Raw genomic sequence first — 24,746 nt, forward strand, 5'->3', positions numbered from 1 at the left:
ACGGCAACGGCCGAGGAAGTCGCTTCGACCGTGATAGACGACCGTACGAGCGTAATGTGTCCGCGGTGTTTCCGGGGCATATTCGGCTGAGAACGATCCCAATCCGTTGCGGGGCTGGGCGCGAGAGCAACGCGGGAATGCTGGCGGGCCCGCGAACGTAGAATTCTCTATAAGGCTCGCGACCGCAGGAGAAGCATGGACACTCACGACCCGTTCGGATTCGTCGGACTCACTTATGACGACGTGCTTCTGCTGCCGGGTCATACCGACGTCATCCCGAGCGAGGCCGACACGTCGTCCCGGGTAACGCGACGTATCACAGTCGCAATCCCGCTCATTTCGAGCGCAATGGACACTGTGACCGAGGCGCGGATGGCGATCGCCGTCGCCCGAGAGGGGGGACTCGGCATCCTGCACCGAAACCTCTCGATCGAGGAGCAGGCGGCTCAGGTCGACCGGGTCAAGCGCAGCGAGTCGGGCATGATCTCTGACCCTGTGACCACGACTCCCGACGCCACGATCGAAGAGGTCGACGCGATGTGCGCGACCTACCGCATCTCGGGCCTTCCTGTCATCGACGACGAGGGAACGCTCGTCGGCATCGTCACCAACCGCGACATGCGCTTCGTATCGGGCTTCGAGCGCAAGACCACCCTCGTCAAAGACGTCATGACCAGCGAAGGTCTCATCACCGCTCCGGTCGGGATCGGCGCGAACGAGGTCATCGCGACTTTCGCCAAGCACCGCGTCGAGAAGCTTCCGCTGATCGACGACAACGGCAAGCTCGCGGGCCTCATCACCATCAAAGACTTCGACAAGAGCGAGAAGTACCCGCTCGCGACCAAGGATGAGCATGGGCGATTGCGCGTCGGCGCTGCTATCGGATTCTTCGGCGACGCGTGGGAGCGTGCCGAGGCGCTGCGGGATGCCGGGGTCGACGTGCTCGTCGTCGACACCGCCAACGGTCAGTCGGCGGGAGTCATCGACATCGTACGCAGGCTGAAGGCCGACCCGTCGTTCGCGAACATCGATATCATCGGCGGCAATGTCGCGACCCGCGAGGGTGCGCAGGCGCTTATCGACGCCGGGGTGGATGCCGTGAAGGTCGGCGTCGGCCCGGGCTCCATCTGCACGACGCGCATCGTCGCCGGCGTCGGTGTGCCGCAGGTGACTGCGATCTACGAGGCGTTCCAGGCTGCGCGCCAGGCCGGAGTTCCGGTTATCGCCGACGGGGGCCTGCAGTACTCGGGTGACATCGCGAAGGCGCTTGTCGCTGGCGCGGACTCGGTCATGATCGGGTCGCTGTTCGCGGGCACCGACGAGGCTCCGGGTGAGATCGTCTTCCAGGGCGGTAAGCAGTTCAAGCAGTACCGGGGCATGGGGTCGCTCGGTGCGCTGCAGACGCGCGGCAAGAAGACCTCGTACTCGAAGGACCGGTACTTCCAGGCCGACGTCCCCACCGACGACAAGCTCATCCCCGAGGGGATCGAGGGGCAGGTCGCTTACCGCGGTCCGCTCGCGGCAGTCGCGTATCAGCTGGTCGGGGGCCTCCGGCAGTCCATGTTCTATGTGGGTGCGCGCACTGTTGAGGAGCTCAAGGCCAAGGGCAAGTTCGTGCGCATCACCTCTGCCGGCCTCAAGGAATCGCACCCGCACGACGTGCAGATTGTGGTCGAGGCCCCGAACTACAAGCGCTGACGCGTAGCATCCGTCTGGTTCGTCTGCTCACTTCTCACGCGCGCCGAGCTCGCAGAATCACGCGAACCTCGCACTTTTTGCTCCGAATCCTGTGGAGTCGGCGCGATTCTGCGAGGGTTTGTGAGGTGGGGAGGGATTCCTCCCCAGGGGCACCCGGCCGAGACGAGCGGACAGACGGATGCCGTCCGCGGTCGTTGCGGTATCTGGCAGCGCACACTGGCGAGGTGAGGCCAGAGCTCGAAGAGTGGTTGCGGGATCGGGGTGGAGTGGCGCACAGGAGCGACATCCTGCGTGCTGGGTACAGGGTCGCGGCCTTGCGGGGGTTCGTACGGGACGGGAAGGCGCGCGTCATCCGTCGTGCGTGGGTGACCCTTGCGGATGCCGCGCCCGATCTCGTCACCGCGGCCACCGCGGGCGGCCGGATTTCATGCCTGTCCCTCGCACGCAGGAGAGGGTGGTGGATGCCGCCAGACCTGGATCCGCATCCTCATCTGCATATGGTTCCCGGCTCCGGTTCCGCGCGCCTGCCTGACGGATGGCCAGGACGGCTCCACTGGACGATCCCTCTCTCCCCGCCAGGACGGGGCCTCATGGCGACCGTCGAGGATGCGCTGGCTCACGTCGCTGGATGCGTCCCCCACGACGATGCTCTGGCCGTGTGGGAGTCCGCGGTTCGTGTGGAGGGGCTTGCGCCGGAGGCGCTCAGGCGCATCCCGTGGACCTCGCGGGCCGCGCGAGAGCTGGCTGGGGAAGTTACTGGGCTCTCCGATTCAGGGCTGGAGACCCTCGTCGTCCTGCCGCTGCGCCGCTGGGGCGTTCCGGTGGCGCAGCAGGCGAGGATCGCCGGACGGTTCGTCGACCTCCTGGTCGGCGAGCGGCTCGTGCTGCAGATCGACGGGTTCGCCCATCACTCCTCAAGCGCGCAGCGCACGAAGGACATCGCGCACGACGCCGAGCTTGCGCTTCGCGGATACACCGTTATACGCCTGAGCTACGCGCAGATCGTTCACGACTGGCCGGCAGTCGAGCGCAGCATCCGTCGCGCCCTCGCGGCACGTCTCCACCTGGCATCCTGAGCCCGCCTGCCACTGCCCGCCGCGCCTGTGCTCGCGCGCGCGGCCTGCCCCGTTCCGCGCATGTCCCCAGAATCGCGCGAAGTTCGCAGGATGCGGCCGCAATCGTGCGGAGTTGGCGTGATTCTGCGAGCTTCGTAGTGCCAAGCTCGGCCCGGGTGCGGGGTGGTCCAGCCGCGGGGGCGGGCGTATCGTCGGGGCATGTGCCGGAACATCCACACACTTCATAACTTCGAGCCCGCGGCGACCTCGGATGAGGTGCACGCGGCGGCTCTGCAGTACGTGCGCAAGATCGCCGGGACGACCAAGCCGTCCAAGGCGAACCAGGATGCCTTCGACCGCGCCGTCCACGAGATCGCCCACGCTACGCAGCACCTGCTCGACGACCTTGTCGCCGTGACGCCACCGAAGAACCGCGAAGAAGAAGCGGCCAAGGCTCGCGCGCGGGCCATCGCGTCGGGGCGCTACTCGGTCGCGTAGGGCAGCTCGCGGCATCCGTTTGCCGACTGGCCGCTTGCTGGCGTCCCCGAACCTCGCAGAACCACGCGAAGTTCACAGGATTCTGCCCCACGGGTGCGGAGTTGGTGCGATCCCGCGGAGTTGAGCGACGCCGGTCCGCACGCCGCAGGTGCGGGGCTAGCGTAGGGACATGTCACTTCCCCCGCTCGTCGAGCCCGTCGAGGCCCTGACGGATGCCGAACGCGACCGCACGGCGCGTCACCGCAAACTCTTCGCGATCGGTGACGTTGGGCAGCGCCGCCTTGCCGCAGCTCGCGTCGCGGTCGTGGGAGCCGGCGGACTTGGGTCAACCGTCATCCTTGCGCTTGCCGCTGCCGGCGTCGGAACGATCGGCATCATCGACGACGACGTCGTGGACCTGACCAACCTGCACCGGCAGATCATCCACTCCGTTGACACAGTCGGCGAGCCGAAGACCGAGAGCGCCGCGACTCGTGCGCGCGGCCTCGCACCCGACGTGCGGGTGATCGAGCATCCGGTGCGCCTGACCGCGGCGAACGCGCTCGAGATCCTGTCCGGCTACGACCTCGTGCTCGACGGATCCGACACTTTCGAGACCCGCGACGTCGTGGATGCCGCGGCCGCAGAGCTCGGATTACCGGTCGTGTGGGGGAGCGTGCTGGAGTTCTGGTCGCAGGTGACAGTCTTCTGGTCAGCACCGCCCGCCGGGGCCCAGCCGGTGCGCCTGAGCGACCTGTTCCCCGCCGGCTCGACCGGCCAGGTCGTCACGTGCGAGCAGGTCGGTGTGCTCGCCTCCGTCTGCATGCAGACCGGCTCGCTCATGGCATCCGAGGCGATCAAGCTCATCGTCGGCGAGGGGCGCCCGCTGCTCGGACGGATCGCCGTCATCGACGCCCTTGCCGGAACGATGCGAGAACTCCCGGTCCGGTCGGCATCCGCCGTTCCCGCACCCTCGCACGCATGAGCTTCACACGCACTGTCGCCGAGCATCGCGACGCGATCCTCGCGGCGACCACGCCCCTGACGCCGGTGCGGGTCTCGATCACGGATGCCTGGGGTCGCACGACCGCGGAACCTGTCGTCGCTACCCTTGAGATCCCCGCCTTCGACAATTCCGCGATGGATGGCTACGCCGTCCGGGCGGACGACGGAGCCGTCCCGCGCACGGTCGTCATCGACATCCCGGCAGGCGTTGTCCCCGGTGCCAGCATCGGGCCCGGGGAAGCGGCCCGGATCATGACGGGAGCGCCGGTTCCGGCCGGAGCCGACGCCATCGTCCCGCACGAACAGACCGCGGAGCTGTTCCGCGATGTCGCCCCCGGGTCGCTCGTTCACCTCGACGCGCAGCCGACGCCCGGCGTGCATATCCGTCGTCGAGGCGACGATGTCTCGGTCGGTGATGTCGTGGTCGCCGCGGGGGAGCGACTGGGTGCGTTGCAGCGATCGGCCGCGGCTGCGGCGGGCGCGGCATCCGTTCTCGTTAGCCCGGCCCCGCGCGTTGTCGTGATCGCAAGCGGCGACGAGCTGGTGGCACCCGGCGAGCCCGTCGGGCCGGGGCAGATTACCGAGTCGAACGGTCTGCTCCTGGACGGCCTGGTGCGGGGCGCTGACGCCGTCGTCAGCGAGCTCATCCGCGTCGGCGATGATCCCGCGGTGCTGCGGCGGGTGCTCGCCCGCGTCAAAGCCGACGCCCCGGACGCGATCGTGCTGACCGGCGGCGCGAGCGTCGGCGCCTACGAGGTGGTGCGGGAGGTGCTCGAACCGACGGGCGTGCAGTTTCTCACCGTCGCGATGCAGCCCGGCAAGCCGCAGGGGCACGGCGCTATCGGCGGCATCCCGGTGTTCTGTCTGCCCGGGAACCCCGTGAGCGTCGCCGTGTCGTTCGAGGCATTCGTGCGCCCGGCGCTGCTGCGGATGCAGGGGAGACGTGACCTGCTGCGCCCAGTCCTGCGCCTCCGGGTATCGAACGGATGGCGCACGCCGCCCGCCCGTGAGCAGTTCATGCCCGTCGCGATCGATCGGTCCGACCCTGCGGCATGGACCGTCCGCCCCGCTACCGCCGGAGGAGCCGGCTCGCACCGGGCTGGCGCGCTCGCGCTCGCCGAGGCGTGGGCGGTGATTCCGGCATCCGTCGAGGAGGTAGCCGCGGGCGATCGCGTCGATGTCATGCTGGTGACATGAGTTTCACGCACCTCGACGAGTCCGGTCACGCCCGCATGGTGGATGTCACCGGCAAGCAGCCGACAGTGCGTGCGGCATCCGCCCGGGCCTTCGTGACAATGGCGCCTGGCACCGTCGCGGCGCTGCGGGACGGCGCCGTTCCCAAGGGCGATGTGCTCGCCGTCGCTCGGATCGCTGGCATCCAGGCCGCCAAGCGCACCCCCGAGCTGCTGCCGCTGGCGCACGTCATCGGGGTGCACGGGGTCGTCGTGGACCTGCGGGTCGAGGATGCTGGGGTGAGCATCACCGCGACCGTGCGCACTGCCGACCGGACCGGGGTCGAGATGGAGGCACTCACGGCCGTGACCGTCGCCGCACTCTCGGTGGTGGACATGGTCAAGGGCATCGACCGCACCGTCACGATCATGGATGCCTGCATCACCGCCAAGGAGGGCGGTCGCTCGGGGTCGTGGACGCGCGAGGAGTGATGCCTGACGGCCCGGCTTCAGACTCGGGCATCCGCGCCGCCGGCGCACGCGCCCGGATCGGTGCGATCATCCTGTCGGGAGGCCGGGCATCGCGGATGGGTGGTATCGACAAGACCGCCTTGGAGGTCGCAGGTCAGTCGATGCTGCAACGCACGACGGCTGCTGCGCTCGCCGCCTGTGACGGCACGGTCATCGTCGTCGGCACACCGCCCGCCGAAGCCGGGCCGAATGCAGGATCACCGCCGTTCGGAGCAGCGCCGACGGGCGCGGATGCGCCATCCATCCTGCGTTCGGGACGCTCGGCCACTTCGCGCCTCGTTGTGATGCGCGAGGAGCCGGCGGGAGGAGGGCCGGTCGCCGCGATCACCGCCGCGCTCGGCCGCGTGGATGCCGACGAGGTGCTGCTGTTGGCCGGCGACCTCGCCGCGGGCGATCGCGCCGTGGCGGCTCTCGTCGCGGCGGGTCCCGACGACTCCGCAGGCGTGGACGGAGTCGTGCTCGTGGATGCCGCCGGTCGCCGCCAGTGGCTCTGTGCACGGATTCGGACGCAGGCGCTCGTCGACGCCGCCGCGCGACTGACAGAGCCGGTGGGTGCGCGGATGAGCGACCTGTTCGCCGCCCTGCGATGTCGGTATCTGCCGGATACAACCGGGGTGACGGCCGATGTCGACACGTGGCAGGATCTGTCTCGTGCCCGGTCCCGAGAGTCAGGAGCCAGCATGAACGACCGCACCCTTCCACCGGAGGCGCTCGATGAGTGGTCCTCGGTTTTGCGTGATCGCTTCGGGTTGGATGCCGAGCAGGTGCCGATCGCGCTCGTGCTCGACCTTGCGCGCGATGTCGCGCATGACGTCGCACGCCCGGCTGCACCGCTGAGTGCTTTCATCGCCGGTCTCGTTGCAGGCCGCGCGGGTGGCGGCGCCGAGGATACGGCGGCTGCCCTCTCCGAGATCGTCGCGCTCGCCGGGGCGTGGGCCGAAGGGCGCCCCCCCGGCAGCGGCGGGAGCGGGGTCTGATGGCGACGGTTCGCTACTTCGCCGGAGCCGCTGACGCGGCCGGTGCCGAAGAGGAGATCCGCGGCGAGGCGACCCTCGATGCCTTGCGTGCCGCTGTCGTGGCGGACCACGAGCGACTCGGATTCGTGCTGCCGCGCTGCGCAGTGCTCGTCAACGGGGAGCGCACGGATGCCGATATGCCGCTGTCGGCATCCGATGTCGTCGACATCCTGCCGCCCTTTGCCGGCGGCTGAGCGGGCCCGAGATCCGCAGAATCGCACGAGGTTCGCAGGATTCGGCCACGGCGGTGCGACGTCCGCGCGATTCTGCGGATCTCGTGCGGGCATTCCGCCCACGCCGCGGATGCCGGGGTTAGCCGCCGATGGCGCTCATCGGGCGCTGTGGCTGGAGGAATCCGGGGTCGTCGATTCCGTGACCGGCGCGCTTGCCGGCGATCGAGCGACGCAGGAGGTCAGCGATCGCGTCATCGTCCGCTGGCCCCACACCGTCGGCTCCGCGAAGCAGTGGCAGTAGATCCGACTCTTCGCGCGCGAAAAGGCAGTTGCGGATCTGCCCATCAGCGGTGAGCCGCACCCTGTCGCACGCGCCACAGAAGGGCGCTGTCACCGAGGCGATCAGCCCCACGGTCGTCGGTCCGCCGTCCACGAGGTAGTCCTGCGAGGGCGATGAGCCGCGCTCGCCGATCGGCGTGAGCGTGAAGCGCTGCGTGAGCTTGTCGAGAATCTCGCCAGCATCGACCATCTCGGTGCGCGACCACGTGTGTCCGGCATCCAGCGGCATCTGTTCGATGAACCGCATCTGCGCGCCGTTGTCGACCGCGAACTGCACGAGGTCGACGATCTCGTCGTCGTTGACGCCGCGCATCGGTACAGCGTTGAGCTTGAGGGGCGAGAACCCGGCGTGGCGGGCGGCACGGATGCCGCGCAAGACGTCGTCCAGGCGATCGCGGCGCGTCAGCTCGGCGAAGCGGTCGCGGCGCAGCGTGTCGATCGAGACATTCACCCGCGCAAGCCCGGCCTCGCGCAGCGGCTCGGCGAGTTCGGGGAGCTTGATTCCATTGGTCGTCATCGACACCTCGAGGGGTCCTGAGACTCCCTCGATCGCGGCGACGCGACGGACGACATCCACGATGTCGCGGCGCAGCAGAGGCTCGCCCCCGGTCAACCGCACCTCGACGATCCCGAGGCTTGCGAGAACCCCCGCGACCCGCACGATCTCGTCGGTCGTGAGGATGGTGCTCTTGGCGAGCCATTCGACACCTTGCTCAGGCATGCAATAGGTGCAGCGCAGGGAGCACCGGTCGGTCAGCGAGATGCGAAGATCCCGGTGCACGCGACCGAACCGGTCGACCAACTGCCCGCGCGAACCGGGTGCCGCACGCTCGCTGGGCGCTACATCGACGCCGCCGGGGCGTGCGAGCGTCGTCGGCAGGGGCAGAGGAACGGCGCTCATGCGTCAAGCCCTACCCAGCTCGCGGTGCCATCGTTCTCGTGCTGACGCTTCCAGATCGGTAGGTCGGTCTTGATGCGCTCGATCAGCGCCCGGCACACCTCGAACGCGGGAGCGCGGTGGGCGCTCGAGACTGCGACGACCACGGCGAGGTCGCCGACAGTGAGCTTTCCGATGCGGTGCGTGACGGCGATGGCGCACTCGGCGTCAGTCTCAGCGAGACAGGACGCCGCGATCTCGCCCAGGATCCGCTCGGCGTCCGGGTGCGACGAGTACTCGAGAAGCGTCACCTCACCGTGCGCGCCCGGATCGTGGTCGCGGACCGTGCCGATGAAGGTCGCGATCCCGCCGACGGTCGGGTCCGACACCGCGGCGAGGTGCGCCGCGAGGTCGACGGGCACCTCGCTGATCCGTGCGATCCGCACGGCATCCTCTGTCATCAGTGATCACCGCCCGTGAGCTGATCGAGCACGTGCGGCAGCAGCGGCAGCAGCGTCTCGAGGCCCTCGGTGGCACCGCGGGTCGAGCCGGGTAGATTCGCGATCACCGAACCGGGGCCGTCGACGACGCCGACGATGCCGCGCGAGAGCGCAGCCATCGGCGTGGATGCCGCGCCCTCGCGTCGCAGCAGCTCGGCAAGGCCCGGGACCTCCTTGTCGATCACGGTCCGGGTAGCTTCGGGGGTGCGATCGCGCGGTCCGACTCCCGTGCCACCGGTCGTGATGACCAGTCGCGCCCCGGTGTCCAGCGCGCGACGGATGCCGTCAGCAACCGATGCCTGCCCGTCGGCCACAACGATCGCGGCATCACAGGCATACCCCGCCTCGACGAGTCGCCGCACGAGCGCCGGCCCCGTCGCATCCGGACGCTCCCCGGATGCCGCGCGGTCAGATGCCGTCACGACGGCAGCGCGGACCCCTGCCCCGCCCGGGGGCGCAGCAGTGGCGGCATCCGGGGCGGCTGTCACGAGCTCGGCTGTTCCGAACCCCGGCGCTCGAGCCGGATGATGACGGACTTCGAGGTCGGCGTTCCCGATCCGTCTGCCGTCGAATCCAACGGAACGAGCACATTTGTCTCGGGGTAGTAGGCAGCAGCGTTTCCAACGGGCGTGTCGTAGTGCACCACCCGGAACTCCTCGGCTCGTCGCTCGGATCCGTCGGTCCACACCGACACGAGGTCGACGATCTCACCGTCGGCGACGCCCGCGGCGTCGGCATCCGTGCTGTTCACGAGCACGACGCGCCGCCCGTCACGGATGCCGCGGTACCGGTCATCCTTGCCGTAGATCGTGGTGTTGTACTGGTCGTGGCTGCGCAGAGTCTGCAGCAGCAGGTGGCCCTCGGGGATCCTGGGGTACTCCAGCTCATTGGCGGTGAAGAGGGCCTTGCCGGTGACGGTTGTGAATCGGCGCTCGTCGCGAGGGCCGTTCGGGAGGAAGAAGGTGCGTCCCTTGGCGATCCGCGCCTCGTAGTCATCAAATCCCGGAACGACGGCTTGGATGTGCGCGCGCACTGTCGCGTAGTCGGCTTCGATGGCCTTCCAGTCGGCCTGCGGAGCGTTCGGCAGGGCGTTGGGCCCTGCGAACAAGCGCTCGGCGATCCGAGCGACGATCGCTACCTCCGACAGCATGTCGTCTGCGGGGGGCTTCAGCCGCCCGCGCGAGGCGTGGACGGCGCCCATCGAGTCCTCGACCGTGACGCGCTGGTCGATCCCGCCCCGGTGGTCGCGATCGGTGCGGCCGAGGGTCGGCAGGATGACGGCGCGTGTGCCGGTCACGAGGTGGGAGCGGTTGAGCTTGGTCGATACCTCGACCGTGAGGCGCAGGTTTCGCATGGCGGCTTCGGTCACGGCGGTGTCGGGGGTGGCGGAGACGAAGTTGCCGCCCATCCCCATGAAGAAGCGCGCTTTGCCATCGCGCATCGCCCGGATCGCGTCGACGGTGTCGTAGCCGTGCTTGCGCGGAGCGGCGAACGAGAACTCCGCATCGAGCGCCTTCAGGAACGGCTCGGGCATCTTCTCGTAAATGCCCATGGTTCGATCGCCCTGCACGTTCGAGTGACCGCGCACGGGACAGACGCCGGCGCCCGGGCGACCGACGTTTCCCTGCAGCAGCAGCAGGTTGACGACATCGCGCAGCGTCGCGACCGAGTGCTTGTGCTGGGTCAGGCCCATCGCCCAGCACACGATCGTCGCGGGGGAGGCGATCACGCGGTCGCCGATTTCCCGCATCCGTGCTTCGCTGAGGCCCGTCGCCGTTTCGAACTCGCTCCAGGATGCCGCCTGAATGAGGTCCGCGTAGGCGGCGAAGTCGCTCGTGTGCTGCGTCAGGAAGTCGGCATCCAGGATGCCGGGCTCTCCCGCGTCGACGCGACGCTCGTGCTGCTCGAGCAGGTGCTTGGCGAGCGCCTGGAAGAGGGCCTGATCGCCGCCCATCCGGATCTGTACGAACTCATCGGCGATCGGGGTGCCGTCACCGATCACACCACGCGGGATCTGCGGGTTCTTGAACCGCATGAGGCCGGCCTCGGGAAGAGGGTTCACGGCGACGATCGTCGCGCCCTTCATCTTCGCCTTCTCGAGGGCGCTCAGCATGCGCGGGTGGTTGGTGCCGGGGTTTTGGCCCGCGACGATGATGAGGCTGGCGTTGTGGATGTCTTCGATCGACACCGTGCCCTTGCCGATGCCGAGCGTCTGCGACAGCGCGACGCCGCTTGACTCGTGGCACATGTTCGAGCAGTCGGGGAGGTTGTTGGTGCCCAGGCCCCTCACCAGCAGTTGGTAGAGGAAGGCGGCCTCGTTCGAGGTTCGGCCGGAGGTGTAGAAGATCGCCTCATCGGGGCTGTCGAGCCCGCGCAATTCGTCGGCGATCAGGTCGAGCGCTTCGTCCCAGCTGGCAGGACGGTAATGCGTGGCCCCCTCGTCGAGAATCATCGGTTCGACCAGGCGCCCCTGCTGTCCGAGCCAATAGTCGTCGTGCTCGAGAAGATCGGCGATCGAGTGCTTCGCGAAGAAATCAGCAGAGACACGGCGCACGGTGGCCTCCTCGGCCACGGCCTTCGCGCCGTTCTCGCAGAACTCGGCGATGTGACGCTTGTCTTCCTCGGGCCACGCGCAGCCGGGGCAGTCGAACCCGTCCTTCTGATTCACGCGCAGCAGCGTCCGGGCACTGCGCACGAGGCCCATCTGCTCGATCGACATCTCAAGGGCGTGCATCACGGCGGGAACGCCGACAGCTTCGGTCGCGGGCGCCGAGACACGGAGCTTCGACTCGTCGATATCTGCGGTGGGGGCGGACTTTGCCATGGTGGATTCTCCGGGTGGACTCTCCGGCGGGAGCGGCTCATCCTCTCCACGCCGCCGGTCGACGTCGACCTGTTCTCCCGAGACTAACGCCGATCCTCGGCATCCGGCCCCGTCGCGCAGGTGCGGGGCACAATGGGAGCTGAACGAAGGGGTCGAGATGGCGACAGGGATGACGCGGCACCGCGTGACCCGCGTGCGGTGGAACGACGGCGCGGATGCCGCGACGACCTCGACGCGGGAAGACGTCGTGGCCCGCGAAGAGCCGCTGGAGATCCGGATCGACGGCACGTCCTGGTCGGTCACGATGCGCACACCCGGCGACGACTTCGACCTGGTGGCCGGGTTCCTGGTCTCGGAGGGCGTGATCGCTGCGCGCGATGAGCTCGCCTCGTTGCGTTACTGCGCCGGATTCGACGAGTTCGGTCGCCGCGAAGAGAACACCTACAACGTCATCGACGCAGTGCTGGGCCGGGGCGCGGTTCCCCCGACGGATGCCCACGCGCGCCATTCCACGACGACCTCAGCCTGCGGTATCTGCGGCACCACCTCGATTGAGGCTGTCAGCAAGCAATCCCGTTTCGACGTGGCCGGCGACGGCATCCGGGTCGATGCCGGCATCCTGGCGCGTCTTCCCGACGTGCTGCGGCAGAGCCAGGCCCTGTTCGATCGGACCGGCGGCGTCCACGCGGCGGGCCTCTTCACCGCTGAGGGGGAGTTGTTGTGCCTGCGTGAGGACGTCGGGCGCCACAATGCCGTCGACAAGATCGTCGGGTGGGCGGTGCGCGAAGACCGACTGCCGCTCTCGGGAACAGTGCTGCAGGTGTCGGGGCGTGCGTCGTTCGAGCTTGTGCAGAAGGCGCGGCTCGCCGGCATCCCGGTGCTCGCCGCCGTCAGTGCACCCTCGTCGCTGGCGGTGGATCTGGCAGCGGCATCCGGGATGACCCTTGTCGGCTTCAGCCGCGGTGCGAGCCTCGCGATCTACACCTGCCCCGAGCGGGTGCTCGTGCCGGCGGCAGCCGAGGTCGCGACGGGCTGAGCCTCTCCACCCCTCGCGCGCGACTCAGGCGCGGAACGTCCTGCAGGCAGCCAGAGGGCAGCGATCGCGCTGATCACCAGCACGATGCCTCCGACGAATACCGCGGGCCGCGCCGCCTCGACGTACAGGTCGGGAACCAGCTCCCCGCCGGCGCCGAGGAAGATCGCCGTGAGCACGGCAGTGCCGAGGGCCAGTCCGATCTCGCGCACCGTCGAGTTGACGCCGGATGCTTTCGCGTGATCCACGATCCCCAGAGTTGCCAAGAGTGCTGTCGCCGACGGTGCGAACACGAGCCCCATCCCGACACCGGCGATGACAAAAGGCGCGACCATCGCCGCGTACGGAGTGTCAAGACCCAGGATCGCGGCGAGCCAGATCAGCGCCGTCGCCTGCATCACGAGCCCAACGACCATCAGGAGGCGGGTGCCGACGCGGGGGGCGAGCAGACCCGCGAGCGGCGCGATCACCATCGGCGCCAGCGTCCACGGCGTGGTGCGCACTGCCGCCTCCCACGGCGAGGCGCCCTGCACAACCTGCATGTACTGGATAAGCAGGAAGATCGCGCCGAACGTGCCGAAGCTGAAACCGAAGCCGGCGATGTTGGTGACCGTGAAACTGCGGTCGCGGAACAGGCGCAAGGGCATGAGGGGCGCTGACGCGCGGGCCTGCCACGCGACGAATCCCGCCAGGAGTGCCAAGCCCGCCACGAGCTCCGCGATGACCCCGAATGATCCCCAGCCGTCGTCGTTTCCGCGAACGATCGCGTGGACCAGCAGGATAACGCTCGGGGCGATCATGACCGCGCCGATGAGGTCGAGACGCACACGCGCTCCGCGGTCGTTACGCAGGGCCCACAGGGCGAAGGGGATGGCGAGGATCGCGATCGGAACGTTCAGCCAGAAGATCGCCTGCCAGTTCCACCCCTCCATGATCGCGCCGCCCACGAGCGGACCGACGGCGACCCCGAGGCCCGAGACGCCACCCCAGATCCCGATGGCGAGCGGACGGCGCTCGGGGGCGACACCGCCCGAGAGCAGCGCGAGCGACAGGGGGAAGATGCCGGCTCCGCCGAGTCCCTGAACGGCGCGGGCGACGATCAGCTGCGAGGGATCGGTGCTGACAGCGGCGAGTACCGAACCGATCCCGAAGACGGCGATTCCGATCGCGAAGACCGTGCGACGCCCGAAGCGGTCGCCCAGGGCGGATGCCAACAGGATCGCACCGGCGAAGGCCAGCGTGTAGGCGTTCACGAACCACTGCAGTTCCTCGACACTCGCGCCGAGGTCGCGGTGGAGCACCGGGAGCGCGTTGGTCATCACGAGGTTGTCGAGGGTTGCCATGAACATCGGTACGGACGCTGCCGCGACCACCAGGCCGAAAGCGCGCTGCCGCGGCGCGGCGCGTTGCGAGGGCTGCACGGGAGCCGGGTCGAGCGTGGTGCTCACGGGATGCCTCCATTGAAGTAATCGAATGATTACATGGACTGTAGTAATCGACTGATAACATGTCAAGCATGGCTCATAACGGCACGCAACGACGCATGAGTTCTGACGAGCGCCGTGCCGAAATCCTGCTGGCGGCTCACGCTGTCTTCGGTGCGCGCGGGTACGAGGGAGCGACGACGGACGAGGTAGCTCGCGCCGCTGGCGTCAGTCAGCCCTACGTGGTCAGGTTGTTCGGCACGAAGGAATCGCTGTTCCTGGCCGTGTTGCATGACGCGGTCGACCAGTTGCTCGACGGATTCCGTGCCGAACTGACCTCGGCCGATGATGAGAGATCCGTCCAGGACCGCATGGGTACGGCGTACCTCGACCTTCTCCAGGTGCGGGGGCTTCACCAGACGCTCTCGCACGCCTTCCTTCTCGGCGGCCACCCGGTGATCGGGCCCGCAGCCCGCGAGGGTTTCGTCAGGGTGTGGCGGTTCCTGCGGGACGACGTCGGATTCGACGCCGACACCGCCCAGGCGTTCCTCGCCGAAGGAATGCTGATCAACACCATGATCGGGCTGCGCCTCATTGACGAGGTCGACGAGGATGAAGGCATCCACGAGCTCTTCGAAACGTGCTTCCCGACCACGATGCGCGCCGTCCGCGATGTCGTCCCCCGCGGCAACGAGCCCTGGTGAGCGCGTGAGGCAGGGGTCCCGGATGCATGAGTCCGCGCCACCGGTAGGCTGGGGCGCGTGACCATGGAGATCGAGATCGGCCGTGCCAAGCGCGCTCGCCGCGCGTACTCGTTCGACGACATCGCCGTCGTTCCTTCGCGCCGCACCCGCAACCCCGAGGATGTCTCGACGGCCTGGTCGATCGATGCGTTCCAGTTCGACATCCCCGTGCTCGGCGCTCCGATGGACTCGGTCGTGAGCCCCCGGACCGCGATCATGCTCGGTCAGCTCGGCGGGCTCGGTGTGCTCGATCTCGAGGGGCTGTGGACGCGGTACGACGACCCCGAGCCGCTGCTGGCCGAGATCGCATCGCTCGATGAGGCAACGGCGACATGCCGGATGCAGGAGCTCTACTCCGAGCCGATCAAACCCGAGCTCATCCGTGAGCGACTCCAGCAGATCCGTGACGCCGGCGTCACGGTGGCCGGCGCCCTGACTCCGCAGCGCACGCAGCAGTTGTACGAGACCGTCGTCGCCGCCGGCGTGGATCTGTTCGTCATCCGTGGCACGACGGTCTCGGCCGAGCACGTCTCGAGCGTCGACGAGCCGCTGAACCTCAAGAAGTTCATCTACGACCTCGACGTTCCCGTCATCGTCGGCGGTGCCGCGACCTACACGGCAGCCCTCCACCTCATGCGCACCGGCGCCGCGGGCGTGCTCGTCGGCTTCGGCGGCGGGGCAGCGTCGACGACGCGCGGTGTGCTCGGCATCCACGCACCGATGGCCACGGCCGTCGCCGACGTCGCTGGTGCTCGCCGCGACTACCTGGACGAGTCGGGCGGGCGCTATGTCCACGTGATCGCCGACGGTGGCGTCGGAACCTCCGGCGACATCGTCAAGGCGCTCGCGATGGGAGCCGATGCCGTCATGCTCGGTGTCGCGCTCTCACGCGCGACCGATGCCCCGGGCCGCGGTTACCACTGGGGCCCGGAGGCCAACCATCCGAAGCTCCCGCGCGGGCGCCGCGTGAAGGTCGACCAGGTGACAAACCTCGAGTCCGTGCTCTACGGGCCGGCGCCTGTCGCTGACGGCACCGCGAACCTCATCGGGGCGCTGAAGAAGTCGATGGCCACGACCGGCTACTCCGATCTCAAGGAGTTCCAGCGCGTCGAGGTGGTCGTCGCGCCGTATACGGGCGGATGACAGACCAGACAGTGTTTCCCCCGACCCTGCGGGAGGTCATGCTCCGACCCCGCTGGATCGGGGTCCTGCTGCTCGCGCTCGTTGTCGCGGGGGTGTTCGCGTGGCTCGGCCAGTGGCAGCTCGCGCGGGCGATCGACACCGACCCGCTCCCACCCGGGGTCACCGAAGAAGTTCGGCCGCTCGCGGAGGTTGCGGGACCGGGCGAGTACCTTCCCGAGCCACTCGTCGGCCAGCGTGTTGAGGTGACGGGCACGTGGGTGCCCGAGGACTTCCTCATCGTCTCGTCGCGCTTCAACGACGGCGTCGAAGGGTACTGGGTCACAGGCCAGCTGCGCCTTGCTGATGCGGCGGCCCCGACATCCGTTGCCGTCGCCGCCGGCTGGGCGCCGACGCTCGCCGACGCCGAATCCGCCGCCGAGGCGCTGGAAGCGACCGCCGCCGCGGGGGAGCCGGTCACGATCGTCGGCCGGTTGATCTCGGACGAGGGGCCGCTGCCGCCGCCGCGGGGGGAGCTTCCCTTCACGATGACCCGGATGTCGCCCGCGGCCCTGCTCGCTCAGTGGCATGACACCGTGGGCCTTGACGTCTATCGCAGTTACATCGCCTCGCAGTCTGCGCCGGCGGGACTCGTGGACATCGCTTCACCCGCGCCGGATGCCGGGTCCACGGTGAACTGGCTCAACATCTTCTACGCGGCCGAGTGGGTGGTCTTCGCCGGGTTCGCGTTCTACTTCTGGTACCGCCTCGCCAAGGACGCGTGGGAGAAGGAAGTCGAAGAGTTCGAGGATGCCGCCGCTGCGGCATCCGGCTCGGGAAGCGCCGGCGCGACCGGCGGCTAGAATGGGCCCATGCCCCGCGAGCCGAAACCGTCGTCTTTCCCGGCTATTCGCGGAGCGCTGACCTTCTACCAGGTCGCTTCGATCATCACCGGTGTCATGCTGCTTCTGCTGCTGGCCGAGATGATCCTCAAGTACTCGCCGCTGCACGTCGAGCTGTTCGCCGGCGGCTCCGGAGGCCTCCTCTGGTTTGCGCCGGTGCTGGTCGGCCCCGGATGCGAGTGGTATTCGCTCTTCGTTCCGGGCGGGCTCGGCTGCGATCTCGAGTCGGCGGGCGATGGTGTCAACGTGTCGCTGTCGATCCTCGTCGGCCACGGCTGGTTCTACGTCGTGTATCTCTTCGCCTGCTTCCGCATCTGGAGCCTCATGCGGTGGCGGTTCGGTCGCTTCATCGCGCTTGCGCTCGGCGGGATCGTCCCCTTCCTCTCCTTCTTCATGGAGGCTCGCGTCGCCCGTGAGGTCAAGGCCTACCTCGCTGCGCGCGAGTCCGAGAGTCACGATCTCGCTGAGCAATCCAGCCTGACCCGCCAGAACCCCACAGTCTCCTGACCCAACGCTCCTGGGTTCCAGGGGCGCCGACCGAAAGCATCCGGTGACAGAACAGACCGAGACCTCGCAGCGACCCGTCCTCGTCGTCGACTTCGGCGCGCAGTACGCCCAGCTCATTGCCCGTCGCGTGCGAGAGGCGGGCGTCTACAGCGAGCTCGTGCCGCACACCGCGACGGCCGCCGAGATCGCCGCGAAGAACCCGATCGGCATCATCCTGTCGGGCGGGCCCTCGTCCGTGTACGAACCCGGCGCGCCGACGCTTGACCCGGGCGTGTTCGATCTGGGCGTGCCGACCCTGGGCATCTGCTACGGATTCCAGGTAATGGCTCAGGCTCTCGGCGGCGTCGTGGCCAACACGGGCCTGCGCGAGTACGGCGCGACGGATGCCAGCATCATCCGCGACGAGAGCGTGCTGTTCGACGGTCAGCCCGCCGACCAGAACGTGTGGATGAGTCACGGCGATCAGGTCTCGGAGCCTCCCGCGGGGTTCGAGGTGCTCGCTCGCACCGGAGCCACCCCGGTCGCCGCGTTCGGAAACGACGCGCGTCGCATGTACGGCGTGCAGTGGCATCCCGAGGTCAAGCACTCCGATCACGGCCAGCGGATCATCGAGAACTTCCTGCACAAGGCCGCGGGTCTTCCCGCCGACTGGAACAGCGGCAACGTCATCGCTGAGCAGGTCGATCGGATCCGCGCGCAGGTCGGCTCGGGACGCGTGCTTTCGGCACTGTCGGGCGGTGTGGACTCTGCCGTGTCGACAGCCCTCGTGCACAAGGCCGTCGGCGACCAGCTCGTCGCGGTCTTCGTCGACCACGGGCTGCTGCGCAAGGGCGAGCGTGAACAGGTCGAGCAGGACTACGTCGCCTCGACCGGCGTGCGACTGGTGACCGTCGACGCCCGGGAGACGTTCCTCGAGGCCCTCGCCGGGGTCAGCGATCCCGAGCAGAAGCGCAAGATCATCGGACGCGAGTTCATCCGCGCCTTCGAGCGGGTCCAGCGCGAACTCGTCGACGAGGCCAAGGCCGACGGCGAACCCATCCGCTTCCTCGTGCAGGGGACCCTGTACCCCGATGTCGTCGAATCCGGCGGCGGCGCGGGAACCGCGAACATCAAGAGCCACCACAATGTCGGCGGGCTTCCCGAGGATCTGCAGTTCGAGCTCGTCGAGCCGTTGCGGACGCTCTTCAAGGACGAGGTGCGCGCCATCGGGCGTGAGCTGGGGCTTCCCGAGGTCATCGTGGGTCGCCAGCCCTTTCCGGGGCCCGGTCTTGGCATCCGCATCGTGGGTGAGGTCACCGCTGACCGCCTCGAGATCCTGCGTGATGCCGACGCCATCGCCCGCGAAGAGTTGACCAAGGCGGGGCTGGACGGCGAGATCTGGCAGTGTCCGGTCGTGCTCCTCGCCGACGTGCGGTCGGTCGGCGTTCAGGGCGATGGGCGCACGTACGGGCATCCGATCGTGCTGCGCCCCGTCTCGAGTGAAGACGCGATGACCGCCGACTGGACTCGGCTGCCGTACGACGTGCTCTCGCGGATCTCGAACCGCATCACGAACGAGGTGCGTGAGGTCAACCGTGTCGTGCTCGATGTCACCTCCAAGCCCCCGGGGACTATCGAGTGGGAGTGACGCGGAGCGGCGCTCACACTCGAATGGTGGCGCTGTGTGGCACTCGACCGCGTAGCGGTCGAGTGGGAGTGAAACGACCACGAGCGATGGGCGCTGTGTGGCACTCGACCGCGGGAGTGGGCGAGTGGGAGTAGCTCCCACGGGCGGACGTGTGTTGCCGGCGGCGCGCCATTTCGTGCTTGCTTCGCGGCTGGTCCCGGACCTCGACGGCGGCTTCACGATTTCGGTGCTTCGACGAGCGGCCGACATGGCAGCCGCCGGTGCGGATGTCACGCTCCTGACCGTCGATCCGGGGGAGACCGCCGATCACGACGCCCACCGAGCCGAGTGGGTGCGGCGGGGGCTCCTTGGCGGCGAGGAGAGCCTTCGGAATCTGTTCGATGACGCACGCTCGGATCCATCCTGGCTGCGGCGCGCGGCGATTCCGGGGTCGGCGCCATCATCCCCGTGGCCGACACGGGCGATCAGTGATGACTCGGGCGCGACCGTGCTCGATCTGCCGGTCGTGAGCGGTGATGCCGCGTGGCACCTGACTGACGCACCGGTTCGGGTCTACGACGGCGACGACGGAGCCGTGATCGGGTGGCTTCCGGGGTTCGGTGGTCTCTACCGCGCCTGGCTGAACGCTGTCGCCGCCGAAGGAGCCGCGCCAGGCGAAGAGCGGGTGCCGGTTGTCGTGCTGTGCGAGGCGCGGCAGATCGGCGAGACGCTGGTAGCCGAGGGGGCGCCGGCGCTGGATGCCGGCATCCGTGTTCTGCACACGACGCACGCCTGTCATGTTGTTTCCCCGTTCCAGTGGGACTCGCCGATGGATGCTGCGTGGCAGCGGTGGTTTGAAATCGCCGACCGGTTTGACGGCGTGTTGTGGCTCACGCCCTCGCAGCGCGACGACGTCGAGCGTCGGTTCGGCGGCCGACTGCGGTCGTTCGTCGTGCCGCATCCTGCGCCGGTCGTGTCGGCGCCGAGCGATCCCGTTGCCGGCCGCATCGTCATCCTGAACTCGCTCATTCCTCGCAAACGCGTCGATCACGTGCTGCGCGCGCTTCCTGTGGTTCGTGCCGCGGTGCCCGCCGCTCACCTGTGTGTGTACGGCGACGGTGCCTCTGGCGCGGAGCTACGAGCTCTGGCGGCAGAGCTAGGCGTCGCGGATGCTGTCGAGTGGATCGGTCACGTCGCCGATCCGGCGACGCAGGCCTGGGCATCCGCCGACGTCCTCGTGCTCGCCAGCACGAACGAGGGGCAGCCTCTCGTCATCCTGGAGGCGCTGACGGCCGGCGTTCCCGTCGTCGCATACGACATGCCCTACGGGCCCCGCGACACCCTCGCGCACGGGGGCGGCGTGCTCGTCTCCGATGGCGACATCGACGCCCTCGCCGCGGCACTCATCGACGTCCTCTCGGATCGGAATCGTCGCGCAAAGCTTTCGGCCTCGGCACGAGCCGCGGCGGCGGCGATGGACGCCGCGGCATCCATGCGCGCCCTCGGTACGGCGGTTCGCGCTGCCCTGGCCGACCCCGTCAGTCGCTGACGCTCGTCCTCGCGTACAGCCCGGCTCTCCGCTCGCCAGTCGCAACGGCGCACAGGATGACCGACGCGCCGGGCGTCTTGGGTGTGCGCACGGCGTGTCGGGTAAAGGATGCGCCGTTGCGACAGGGGTGAAGGGTCAGGGGCGAGACGGATGCCGGGCGCGGGCGGTGCGACGAATGCAGAAGGGCCACCCGGCTCCGAGGAGTGGGCGGCCCTTCTGTAGATCAGCGCGTCAGTTGCTGCCGCGCAGGATCGCGAGGATTCGCAGGATCTCCACGTACAGCCACACGACAGTGACCATGATGCCGAAGGCGCCGAGCCAGGCGTACTGGCGGGGGGCGCCGTTACGCACACCCTGCTGGATCGAGTCGAAGTCGAGCACCAGCGAGTACGCCGCCATGATGACCACGAAGACGCCGATGATCAGTCCGAGCGGGATTCCGAAGACCTGCTGACTCAGCAGACCGAATGCGCCACCGGCGATCGGGACATTGAAGATCATCAGCATGACGTTGATGAGCGAGAAGACGAGGTAACCGATCATCGCGATCATGAAGACCTTCGTCGCCTTCTTGGAGGCGCGCACCTTGCCGCTTGCGAACAAGGCCAGGGTGACGCCGACGACAGCGACGGTCGCGAGGGTCGCCTGGATGACGATGCCGGGCCAGATGAACTCGAAGAAGGCCGAGATCGCGCCGATGAACAGGCCCTCGAAGGCCGCGTAGCCCCAGATGAGAGCCGGGCGGATCTTCTTACGTGACGTGAAGATCACGACCATCGCGAGCACGAATCCGCCGAGTGCACCAATGATCCACGGCGCCATGGTCGGGTTCGGGTTTGCCGCGGTAACCGGCGCCATCGTCCACAGCCACCCTGCGACAGCGGTCACCAGCAGGATCGCGAACAGGCCGATCGTCTTGATGACGGTGTCTTCGACAGTCATCCGCCCGGTCTCGATCGCGCCGGCCGACGGCGCTGCGTAGGCACCCTCCAGCTGGGCGTTGACCGCGGCGTCCGTTGCTGCAGCCGGGGGCGCGTACTTCGTCTGCGCCCCGGAGCCGGTCTGGCCGCTCGTCGGGAAAGCGCGGCCCGCGCCCTGCTCCTGGAACGCGGGGTTGTTGAATGCGGGGTTGTTTCCAGCCGCCACGAGTTCACACTCCAAAGTTCGTGAAAAACAGCCGTCTGCTGTTGATCAAGGCTATCGGACGGGGGCACCTGAATGACCCGTGGCCGCTGTGAAGCCGCCATGAACGGCTAGCCTGAGCGCGTGAGCAGGCCCCTCATCATCGGCCACCGCGGTGCGCCCGGCTACCGTCCCGAACACACGCGCAGCTCCTACGAGCTCGCGATCCAGATGGGGGTGGACGCCGTCGAGCCCGACCTCGTCGTCTCCCGGGACGGGGTTCTCGTCATCCGTCATGAGAACGAACTGTCAACCACGACGGATGTCGCAGACCGTCCCGAGTTCGCCGGCCGGCGCACGATCAAACGGATCGACGGGCTCGACCACTCGGGGTGGTTTGCCGAGGACTTCACCTGGGATGAGCTCGCGACCCTCCGCTGCCGGGAGCGGATTCCGGGCATCCGCCCGGGGAGTGCTGCCTTCGACGACCAGGAACCGCCGCTGCGGCTTCGGGACCTGCTCGCGCTGCTGGATGACCATCGCGCGGGTGGGCGTGAGGTCATCCCCGTCATCGAGATCAAGCACGCCGCCTACTTCGCGTCGCTCGGTCACGATATGGCGCGCCTTGTCGAGTCCGAGCTGGCAGCGAGCGGGTGGAACGAACGCCGCGTGGTCATCGAGTCGTTCGAACTGGCCATCCTTCGCCACCTGCGCGAGCGCGGCACGAGCGCTGAGCTGGTGTTCTTGATCGACGCCGACAGCATCCCTGCCGATCAACTCTCTGACCCGACCGCGCGAACCTACGCCGACTGGATGACGCCCGACGGACTGGATGTCCTCGCCACCGAGGTCGACGGGATCAGCCCCGACAAGATGATCATCCTTGCCCCGGATGCCGAGGGCCGCGCAACCGGTCCGGCGCCGCTGGTCGACCGGGCGCATGCACGGGGGCTCGCCGTCTTCACGTGGACGTGTCGGCCCGAGAACGCGTTTCTTCTTCCCGAGTATCAGACGGGCACTCTCGCGGAGTACGGCGATTGGCGAGGCGAGTGGGCGGTGCTGCAGAGGGCCGGTCTCGACGGCGTTTTCGTCGACCACGCCGACCTTGGCGTCGAGGTCTTCGGCGTCTAGGCCGTCGGTGAGGGTGTAGACGCCACGAGCGATGCGCGGGGGCCTCGGCCCCGCTATGGCCGTGATCGCGGCGCCGCTCGCTCTGGCGCGTGCGAGGGCAATCCCAAGCTGGCCCGGCGTGCTCGCTCCAGGACTCCCGCGGGTCTGCTCGAAGCCAACGACCCTCTGTCCAATGCTTGACAGACGGCGCCGGGGAAGCGAATCTTTGTTGCAGGGGTGACCTGAGGTGGATGGACCTGTGCAGCGCGGTGAACGGGGTCTGCAACCCGCAGATCCCGGCGTGCGCACGGAATCTGCGTCTGCGGAGCGCATTCTGCTATCTCTCCAAATCCAGCCGTGGGCACAGCTCGCCTTGCTTGCCGCCACGGTCGGGGTCATGGTCACCGCCCAGATCTACGGGGACGGTGCGCTCACCCCGGTGGCCTTCGCCGGGTTCGGCTTCATCCTCGCCGGCGCTATCGCCATCGGCATCCTGGCCCGGTTGCGGCCCCGCACCCATACGGCGTGGATTGCGTTGGTTCCGCTCGCGGCGCTCGTGGGGATCCCCCTGATTCGGAACGATGCCGTCGATGTGGTCGACGGCATCGGCTTCATGATGGTCTTCCCCCTCGTCTGGCTCGGCGCCGCGTTCTCGCTGCCGGCGGTCGTGGTCGGTATCGTGCTTGCGGCGGCCATTCCCCTGGTGCCGGCGATCGGTGCGGGCCGGGTGCCCGATTCTGCGCCCGAGTGGATTGCGTTCGGTGTGTTTCTCACCTTCGCTGCCCTCATCGCGCTGTCGGCCTTTGCCACCGGTCATCAACTTCGACGGGAAGTGGCCAGTCGGGAGGCGGCCCTGGCCGCGTCTCGGGCTGCGTCCGAGGCGCAGGAGCGCCTCTCGGCGATCCTGCGGGCCGTATCGGAGGCCACCGAAGACGCCGTCTTGGTGTTCGGTCCGGACGGGCGTGTGCTGACAGCGAATGACTCTGCTCAGCGCCTTGCCCATCTTGCCGGAACGGATCTCACGGGACATGCCGCGCCGGGGGGCCGAAAAATCTTCTCCGCAGACCGGCGCACGCCGCTTCTCCCATCGTCGGAAGCCATATCGGCACTCGCTCGCAGCGGCGAGGTGCGGGGCCGCATCGCCTGGCTCGGCGAGGCAGACCAGGTCGCGGTGAGCTACTCGGCACGACCGATTTTTCATGCTGGAGAGCCGCTCGGTACGGTCTTGATCGCACATGACGTCACCGACCTCGTCGAGGCGATCGAGGTGCGCGATCGCTTTCTGGATGCTGTGAACCACGAACTGCGTACGCCGCTGACCGTGCTCATGGGCGAGACGGAACTGGCGCGGGATGAGGAGGTCACTCCCCGGGTGGCCGCCCGTCTCGAACGGGTCGACTCGGCCGCGCAGCGTCTGTTCGCGACCGTCGAACACTTGCTCTCGGCTTATCGGCACTCGGTGCGGGCGCTCTCGCACACGACAAGCGTGGCCCTGGCCGTCGGGGATGCGATCGAGCGCCAGTCAGGCCTTGCCCAAGAATCCGGGGTGAGCGTGGTCTTCACCGATCACGGCGCCGAAACGACGAGTGTAGACGCCCGAAGCCTCGGGGGCATCGTCGAGGAACTCCTGCGCAACGCGGTGCTTTGTTCCCCCCGAGGCGCAACCGTTTCCGTGGAGACACGACGTGAGGGGGACTGCCCGACGATCGAACTCACGGACTCTGGCGTGGGGATGAGCGAGACAGAGCGTCGCCGTGCCTTTGATCGGTTCTATCGCACGGACTTCGCCCGCCAGCAGGCGCTACCGGGTGTCGGCCTCGGCCTGTCGATTGCCCGCAATCTGGCAGACGCGAACGGCGTCTCGATCGAACTCGAACCCGCCTCGACGGGCGGAACGTGCGCGCGGCTCACCCTGCCGCCAGCGATTGCCCTCGTGGATGCGACTGCGTGACGACCTCCCCCGG

23 protein-coding genes are annotated in these 24,746 nt (G+C 68.3%); 17 read left to right on the top strand and 6 right to left on the bottom strand.

Going from position 1 to position 24,746, the window contains the following annotated elements; genetic code table 11:
- Positions 1-195 precede the first annotated feature (195 nt).
- From guaB to AADH62_RS00180, 8 genes are all read left to right on the top strand, one after another.
- Positions 196-1,698, top strand: coding sequence for an IMP dehydrogenase (gene guaB / locus AADH62_RS00145; RefSeq protein ID WP_341577732.1), 1,503 nt, complete (start codon positions 196-198; stop codon positions 1,696-1,698).
- Positions 1,699-2,288: 590 nt separating this feature from the next.
- On the top strand, positions 2,289-2,774 hold the full coding sequence (locus tag AADH62_RS00150) for an endonuclease domain-containing protein (RefSeq protein ID WP_341577733.1): 486 nt from the start codon (positions 2,289-2,291) through the stop codon (positions 2,772-2,774).
- A 198-nt stretch (positions 2,775-2,972) separates the two neighbouring features.
- Entirely contained in the window at positions 2,973-3,251 is a 279-nt protein-coding gene (locus AADH62_RS00155; RefSeq protein WP_195693077.1) for a DUF2277 domain-containing protein, read from the top strand.
- Positions 3,252-3,420: 169 nt separating this feature from the next.
- A complete protein-coding gene (locus AADH62_RS00160) occupies positions 3,421-4,215 on the top strand; it encodes a HesA/MoeB/ThiF family protein (RefSeq protein WP_341577734.1) in 795 nt (264 codons plus the stop codon).
- Entirely contained in the window at positions 4,212-5,432 is a 1,221-nt protein-coding gene (gene glp, locus AADH62_RS00165) for a gephyrin-like molybdotransferase Glp (RefSeq protein ID WP_341577735.1), read from the top strand. The genes AADH62_RS00160 and glp overlap by 4 nt, the downstream gene beginning before the upstream one ends.
- Positions 5,429-5,899 (top strand): cyclic pyranopterin monophosphate synthase MoaC, encoded by a 471-nt coding sequence (gene moaC, locus AADH62_RS00170; RefSeq protein WP_341577736.1) that lies wholly within the window; start codon positions 5,429-5,431, stop codon positions 5,897-5,899. Before glp ends, moaC begins: the two co-directional genes overlap by 4 nt.
- Entirely contained in the window at positions 5,899-6,915 is a 1,017-nt protein-coding gene (locus tag AADH62_RS00175; RefSeq protein ID WP_341577737.1) for a DUF6457 domain-containing protein, read from the top strand. The genes moaC and AADH62_RS00175 overlap by 1 nt, the downstream gene beginning before the upstream one ends.
- A complete protein-coding gene (locus AADH62_RS00180) occupies positions 6,915-7,148 on the top strand; it encodes a MoaD/ThiS family protein (protein WP_341577738.1) in 234 nt (77 codons plus the stop codon). The genes AADH62_RS00175 and AADH62_RS00180 overlap by 1 nt, the downstream gene beginning before the upstream one ends.
- Positions 7,149-7,266: 118 nt before the next feature.
- On the opposite strand, the gene moaA is transcribed toward AADH62_RS00180, so the two are convergent.
- From moaA to AADH62_RS00200, 4 genes are read right to left on the bottom strand one after another with little or no spacing between them, the layout of a single operon-like run.
- Positions 7,267-8,367: a GTP 3',8-cyclase MoaA gene (gene moaA / locus AADH62_RS00185; RefSeq protein WP_341577739.1), complete on the bottom strand. Its 1,101-nt coding sequence runs from the start codon at positions 8,365-8,367 to the stop codon at positions 7,267-7,269.
- Positions 8,364-8,804, bottom strand: coding sequence for a molybdenum cofactor biosynthesis protein MoaE (locus AADH62_RS00190; RefSeq protein ID WP_341577740.1), 441 nt, complete (start codon positions 8,802-8,804; stop codon positions 8,364-8,366). Before AADH62_RS00190 ends, moaA begins: the two co-directional genes overlap by 4 nt.
- Positions 8,804-9,331: a MogA/MoaB family molybdenum cofactor biosynthesis protein gene (locus tag AADH62_RS00195; RefSeq protein ID WP_341577741.1), complete on the bottom strand. Its 528-nt coding sequence runs from the start codon at positions 9,329-9,331 to the stop codon at positions 8,804-8,806. Before AADH62_RS00195 ends, AADH62_RS00190 begins: the two co-directional genes overlap by 1 nt.
- On the bottom strand, positions 9,328-11,667 hold the full coding sequence (locus tag AADH62_RS00200) for an FdhF/YdeP family oxidoreductase (protein WP_341577742.1): 2,340 nt from the start codon (positions 11,665-11,667) through the stop codon (positions 9,328-9,330). The genes AADH62_RS00195 and AADH62_RS00200 overlap by 4 nt, the downstream gene beginning before the upstream one ends.
- A gap of 157 nt (positions 11,668-11,824) precedes the next feature.
- On the opposite strand from AADH62_RS00200, the gene fdhD reads away from it, so the two are divergent.
- Positions 11,825-12,703, top strand: coding sequence for a formate dehydrogenase accessory sulfurtransferase FdhD (gene fdhD / locus AADH62_RS00205; protein ID WP_341577743.1), 879 nt, complete (start codon positions 11,825-11,827; stop codon positions 12,701-12,703).
- Here the strand turns inward: fdhD and AADH62_RS00210 are convergent.
- Positions 12,646-14,148 (bottom strand): DHA2 family efflux MFS transporter permease subunit, encoded by a 1,503-nt coding sequence (locus AADH62_RS00210; RefSeq protein ID WP_341577744.1) that lies wholly within the window; start codon positions 14,146-14,148, stop codon positions 12,646-12,648. The two genes, fdhD and AADH62_RS00210, sit on opposite strands and share 58 nt — an antisense overlap.
- 68 nt (positions 14,149-14,216) lie before the next feature.
- Here AADH62_RS00210 and AADH62_RS00215 point away from each other — a divergent pair, with 68 nt between their 5' ends.
- The 6 genes from AADH62_RS00215 (at position 14,217) to AADH62_RS00240 (ending at position 20,550) form a co-directional block, all read left to right on the top strand.
- Positions 14,217-14,828: a TetR/AcrR family transcriptional regulator gene (locus AADH62_RS00215; protein ID WP_341577745.1), complete on the top strand. Its 612-nt coding sequence runs from the start codon at positions 14,217-14,219 to the stop codon at positions 14,826-14,828.
- A 63-nt stretch (positions 14,829-14,891) separates the two neighbouring features.
- Positions 14,892-16,010, top strand: coding sequence for a GuaB3 family IMP dehydrogenase-related protein (locus tag AADH62_RS00220; RefSeq protein ID WP_300590561.1), 1,119 nt, complete (start codon positions 14,892-14,894; stop codon positions 16,008-16,010).
- Positions 16,007-16,849 (top strand): SURF1 family protein, encoded by an 843-nt coding sequence (locus AADH62_RS00225; protein WP_341577746.1) that lies wholly within the window; start codon positions 16,007-16,009, stop codon positions 16,847-16,849. Before AADH62_RS00220 ends, AADH62_RS00225 begins: the two co-directional genes overlap by 4 nt.
- Before the next feature lie 9 nt (positions 16,850-16,858).
- A complete protein-coding gene (locus AADH62_RS00230) occupies positions 16,859-17,395 on the top strand; it encodes a DUF3817 domain-containing protein (RefSeq protein WP_300590559.1) in 537 nt (178 codons plus the stop codon).
- Positions 17,396-17,438: 43 nt separating this feature from the next.
- The gene (gene guaA / locus AADH62_RS00235; protein ID WP_341577747.1) at positions 17,439-19,022 is read left to right on the top strand and encodes a glutamine-hydrolyzing GMP synthase; all 1,584 of its coding nucleotides are present in this window, start codon (positions 17,439-17,441) and stop codon (positions 19,020-19,022) included.
- 124 nt (positions 19,023-19,146) lie between these two features.
- Complete coding sequence (locus AADH62_RS00240; RefSeq protein ID WP_341577748.1) at positions 19,147-20,550, top strand: glycosyltransferase family 4 protein; 1,404 nt, start codon at positions 19,147-19,149, stop codon at positions 20,548-20,550.
- 231 nt (positions 20,551-20,781) lie between these two features.
- Here the strand turns inward: AADH62_RS00240 and AADH62_RS00245 are convergent, their stop codons facing one another.
- Positions 20,782-21,696, bottom strand: coding sequence for a Bax inhibitor-1/YccA family protein (locus AADH62_RS00245; protein WP_341577749.1), 915 nt, complete (start codon positions 21,694-21,696; stop codon positions 20,782-20,784).
- Positions 21,697-21,816: 120 nt separating this feature from the next.
- Between AADH62_RS00245 and AADH62_RS00250 the strand changes: the two genes are divergently transcribed.
- Both AADH62_RS00250 and AADH62_RS00255 read left to right on the top strand, forming a co-directional pair.
- A complete protein-coding gene (locus tag AADH62_RS00250) occupies positions 21,817-22,803 on the top strand; it encodes a glycerophosphodiester phosphodiesterase family protein (RefSeq protein WP_341577750.1) in 987 nt (328 codons plus the stop codon).
- Between the two features lie 280 nt (positions 22,804-23,083).
- Positions 23,084-24,733, top strand: a complete 1,650-nt coding sequence (locus tag AADH62_RS00255; RefSeq protein WP_341577751.1) for a sensor histidine kinase — start codon at positions 23,084-23,086, stop codon at positions 24,731-24,733.
- Positions 24,734-24,746: the final 13 nt, after the last annotated feature.

This window comes from Microbacterium schleiferi, assembly GCF_038150145.1.
Taxonomy (GTDB): Bacteria; Actinomycetota; Actinomycetes; order Actinomycetales; family Microbacteriaceae; genus Microbacterium; species Microbacterium schleiferi_B.

Excerpts from the sequence above, each read along its gene's own strand:
- guaB (WP_341577732.1), top strand. The coding sequence starts at position 196 with ATGGACACTCACGACCCGTTCGGATTCGTCGGACTCACTTATGACGAC.
- AADH62_RS00150 (WP_341577733.1), top strand. The coding sequence starts at position 2,289 with ATGGCGACCGTCGAGGATGCGCTGGCTCACGTCGCTGGATGCGTCCCC.
- AADH62_RS00155 (WP_195693077.1), top strand. The coding sequence starts at position 2,973 with ATGTGCCGGAACATCCACACACTTCATAACTTCGAGCCCGCGGCGACC.
- AADH62_RS00160 (WP_341577734.1), top strand. The coding sequence starts at position 3,421 with ATGTCACTTCCCCCGCTCGTCGAGCCCGTCGAGGCCCTGACGGATGCC.
- glp (WP_341577735.1), top strand. The coding sequence starts at position 4,212 with ATGAGCTTCACACGCACTGTCGCCGAGCATCGCGACGCGATCCTCGCG.
- moaC (WP_341577736.1), top strand. The coding sequence starts at position 5,429 with ATGAGTTTCACGCACCTCGACGAGTCCGGTCACGCCCGCATGGTGGAT.
- AADH62_RS00175 (WP_341577737.1), top strand. The coding sequence starts at position 5,899 with ATGCCTGACGGCCCGGCTTCAGACTCGGGCATCCGCGCCGCCGGCGCA.
- AADH62_RS00180 (WP_341577738.1), top strand. The coding sequence starts at position 6,915 with ATGGCGACGGTTCGCTACTTCGCCGGAGCCGCTGACGCGGCCGGTGCC.
- moaA (WP_341577739.1), bottom strand. The coding sequence starts at position 8,367 with ATGAGCGCCGTTCCTCTGCCCCTGCCGACGACGCTCGCACGCCCCGGC.
- AADH62_RS00190 (WP_341577740.1), bottom strand. The coding sequence starts at position 8,804 with ATGACAGAGGATGCCGTGCGGATCGCACGGATCAGCGAGGTGCCCGTC.
- AADH62_RS00200 (WP_341577742.1), bottom strand. The coding sequence starts at position 11,667 with ATGGCAAAGTCCGCCCCCACCGCAGATATCGACGAGTCGAAGCTCCGT.
- fdhD (WP_341577743.1), top strand. The coding sequence starts at position 11,825 with ATGGCGACAGGGATGACGCGGCACCGCGTGACCCGCGTGCGGTGGAAC.
- AADH62_RS00215 (WP_341577745.1), top strand. The coding sequence starts at position 14,217 with ATGGCTCATAACGGCACGCAACGACGCATGAGTTCTGACGAGCGCCGT.
- AADH62_RS00220 (WP_300590561.1), top strand. The coding sequence starts at position 14,892 with ATGGAGATCGAGATCGGCCGTGCCAAGCGCGCTCGCCGCGCGTACTCG.
- AADH62_RS00225 (WP_341577746.1), top strand. The coding sequence starts at position 16,007 with ATGACAGACCAGACAGTGTTTCCCCCGACCCTGCGGGAGGTCATGCTC.
- AADH62_RS00230 (WP_300590559.1), top strand. The coding sequence starts at position 16,859 with ATGCCCCGCGAGCCGAAACCGTCGTCTTTCCCGGCTATTCGCGGAGCG.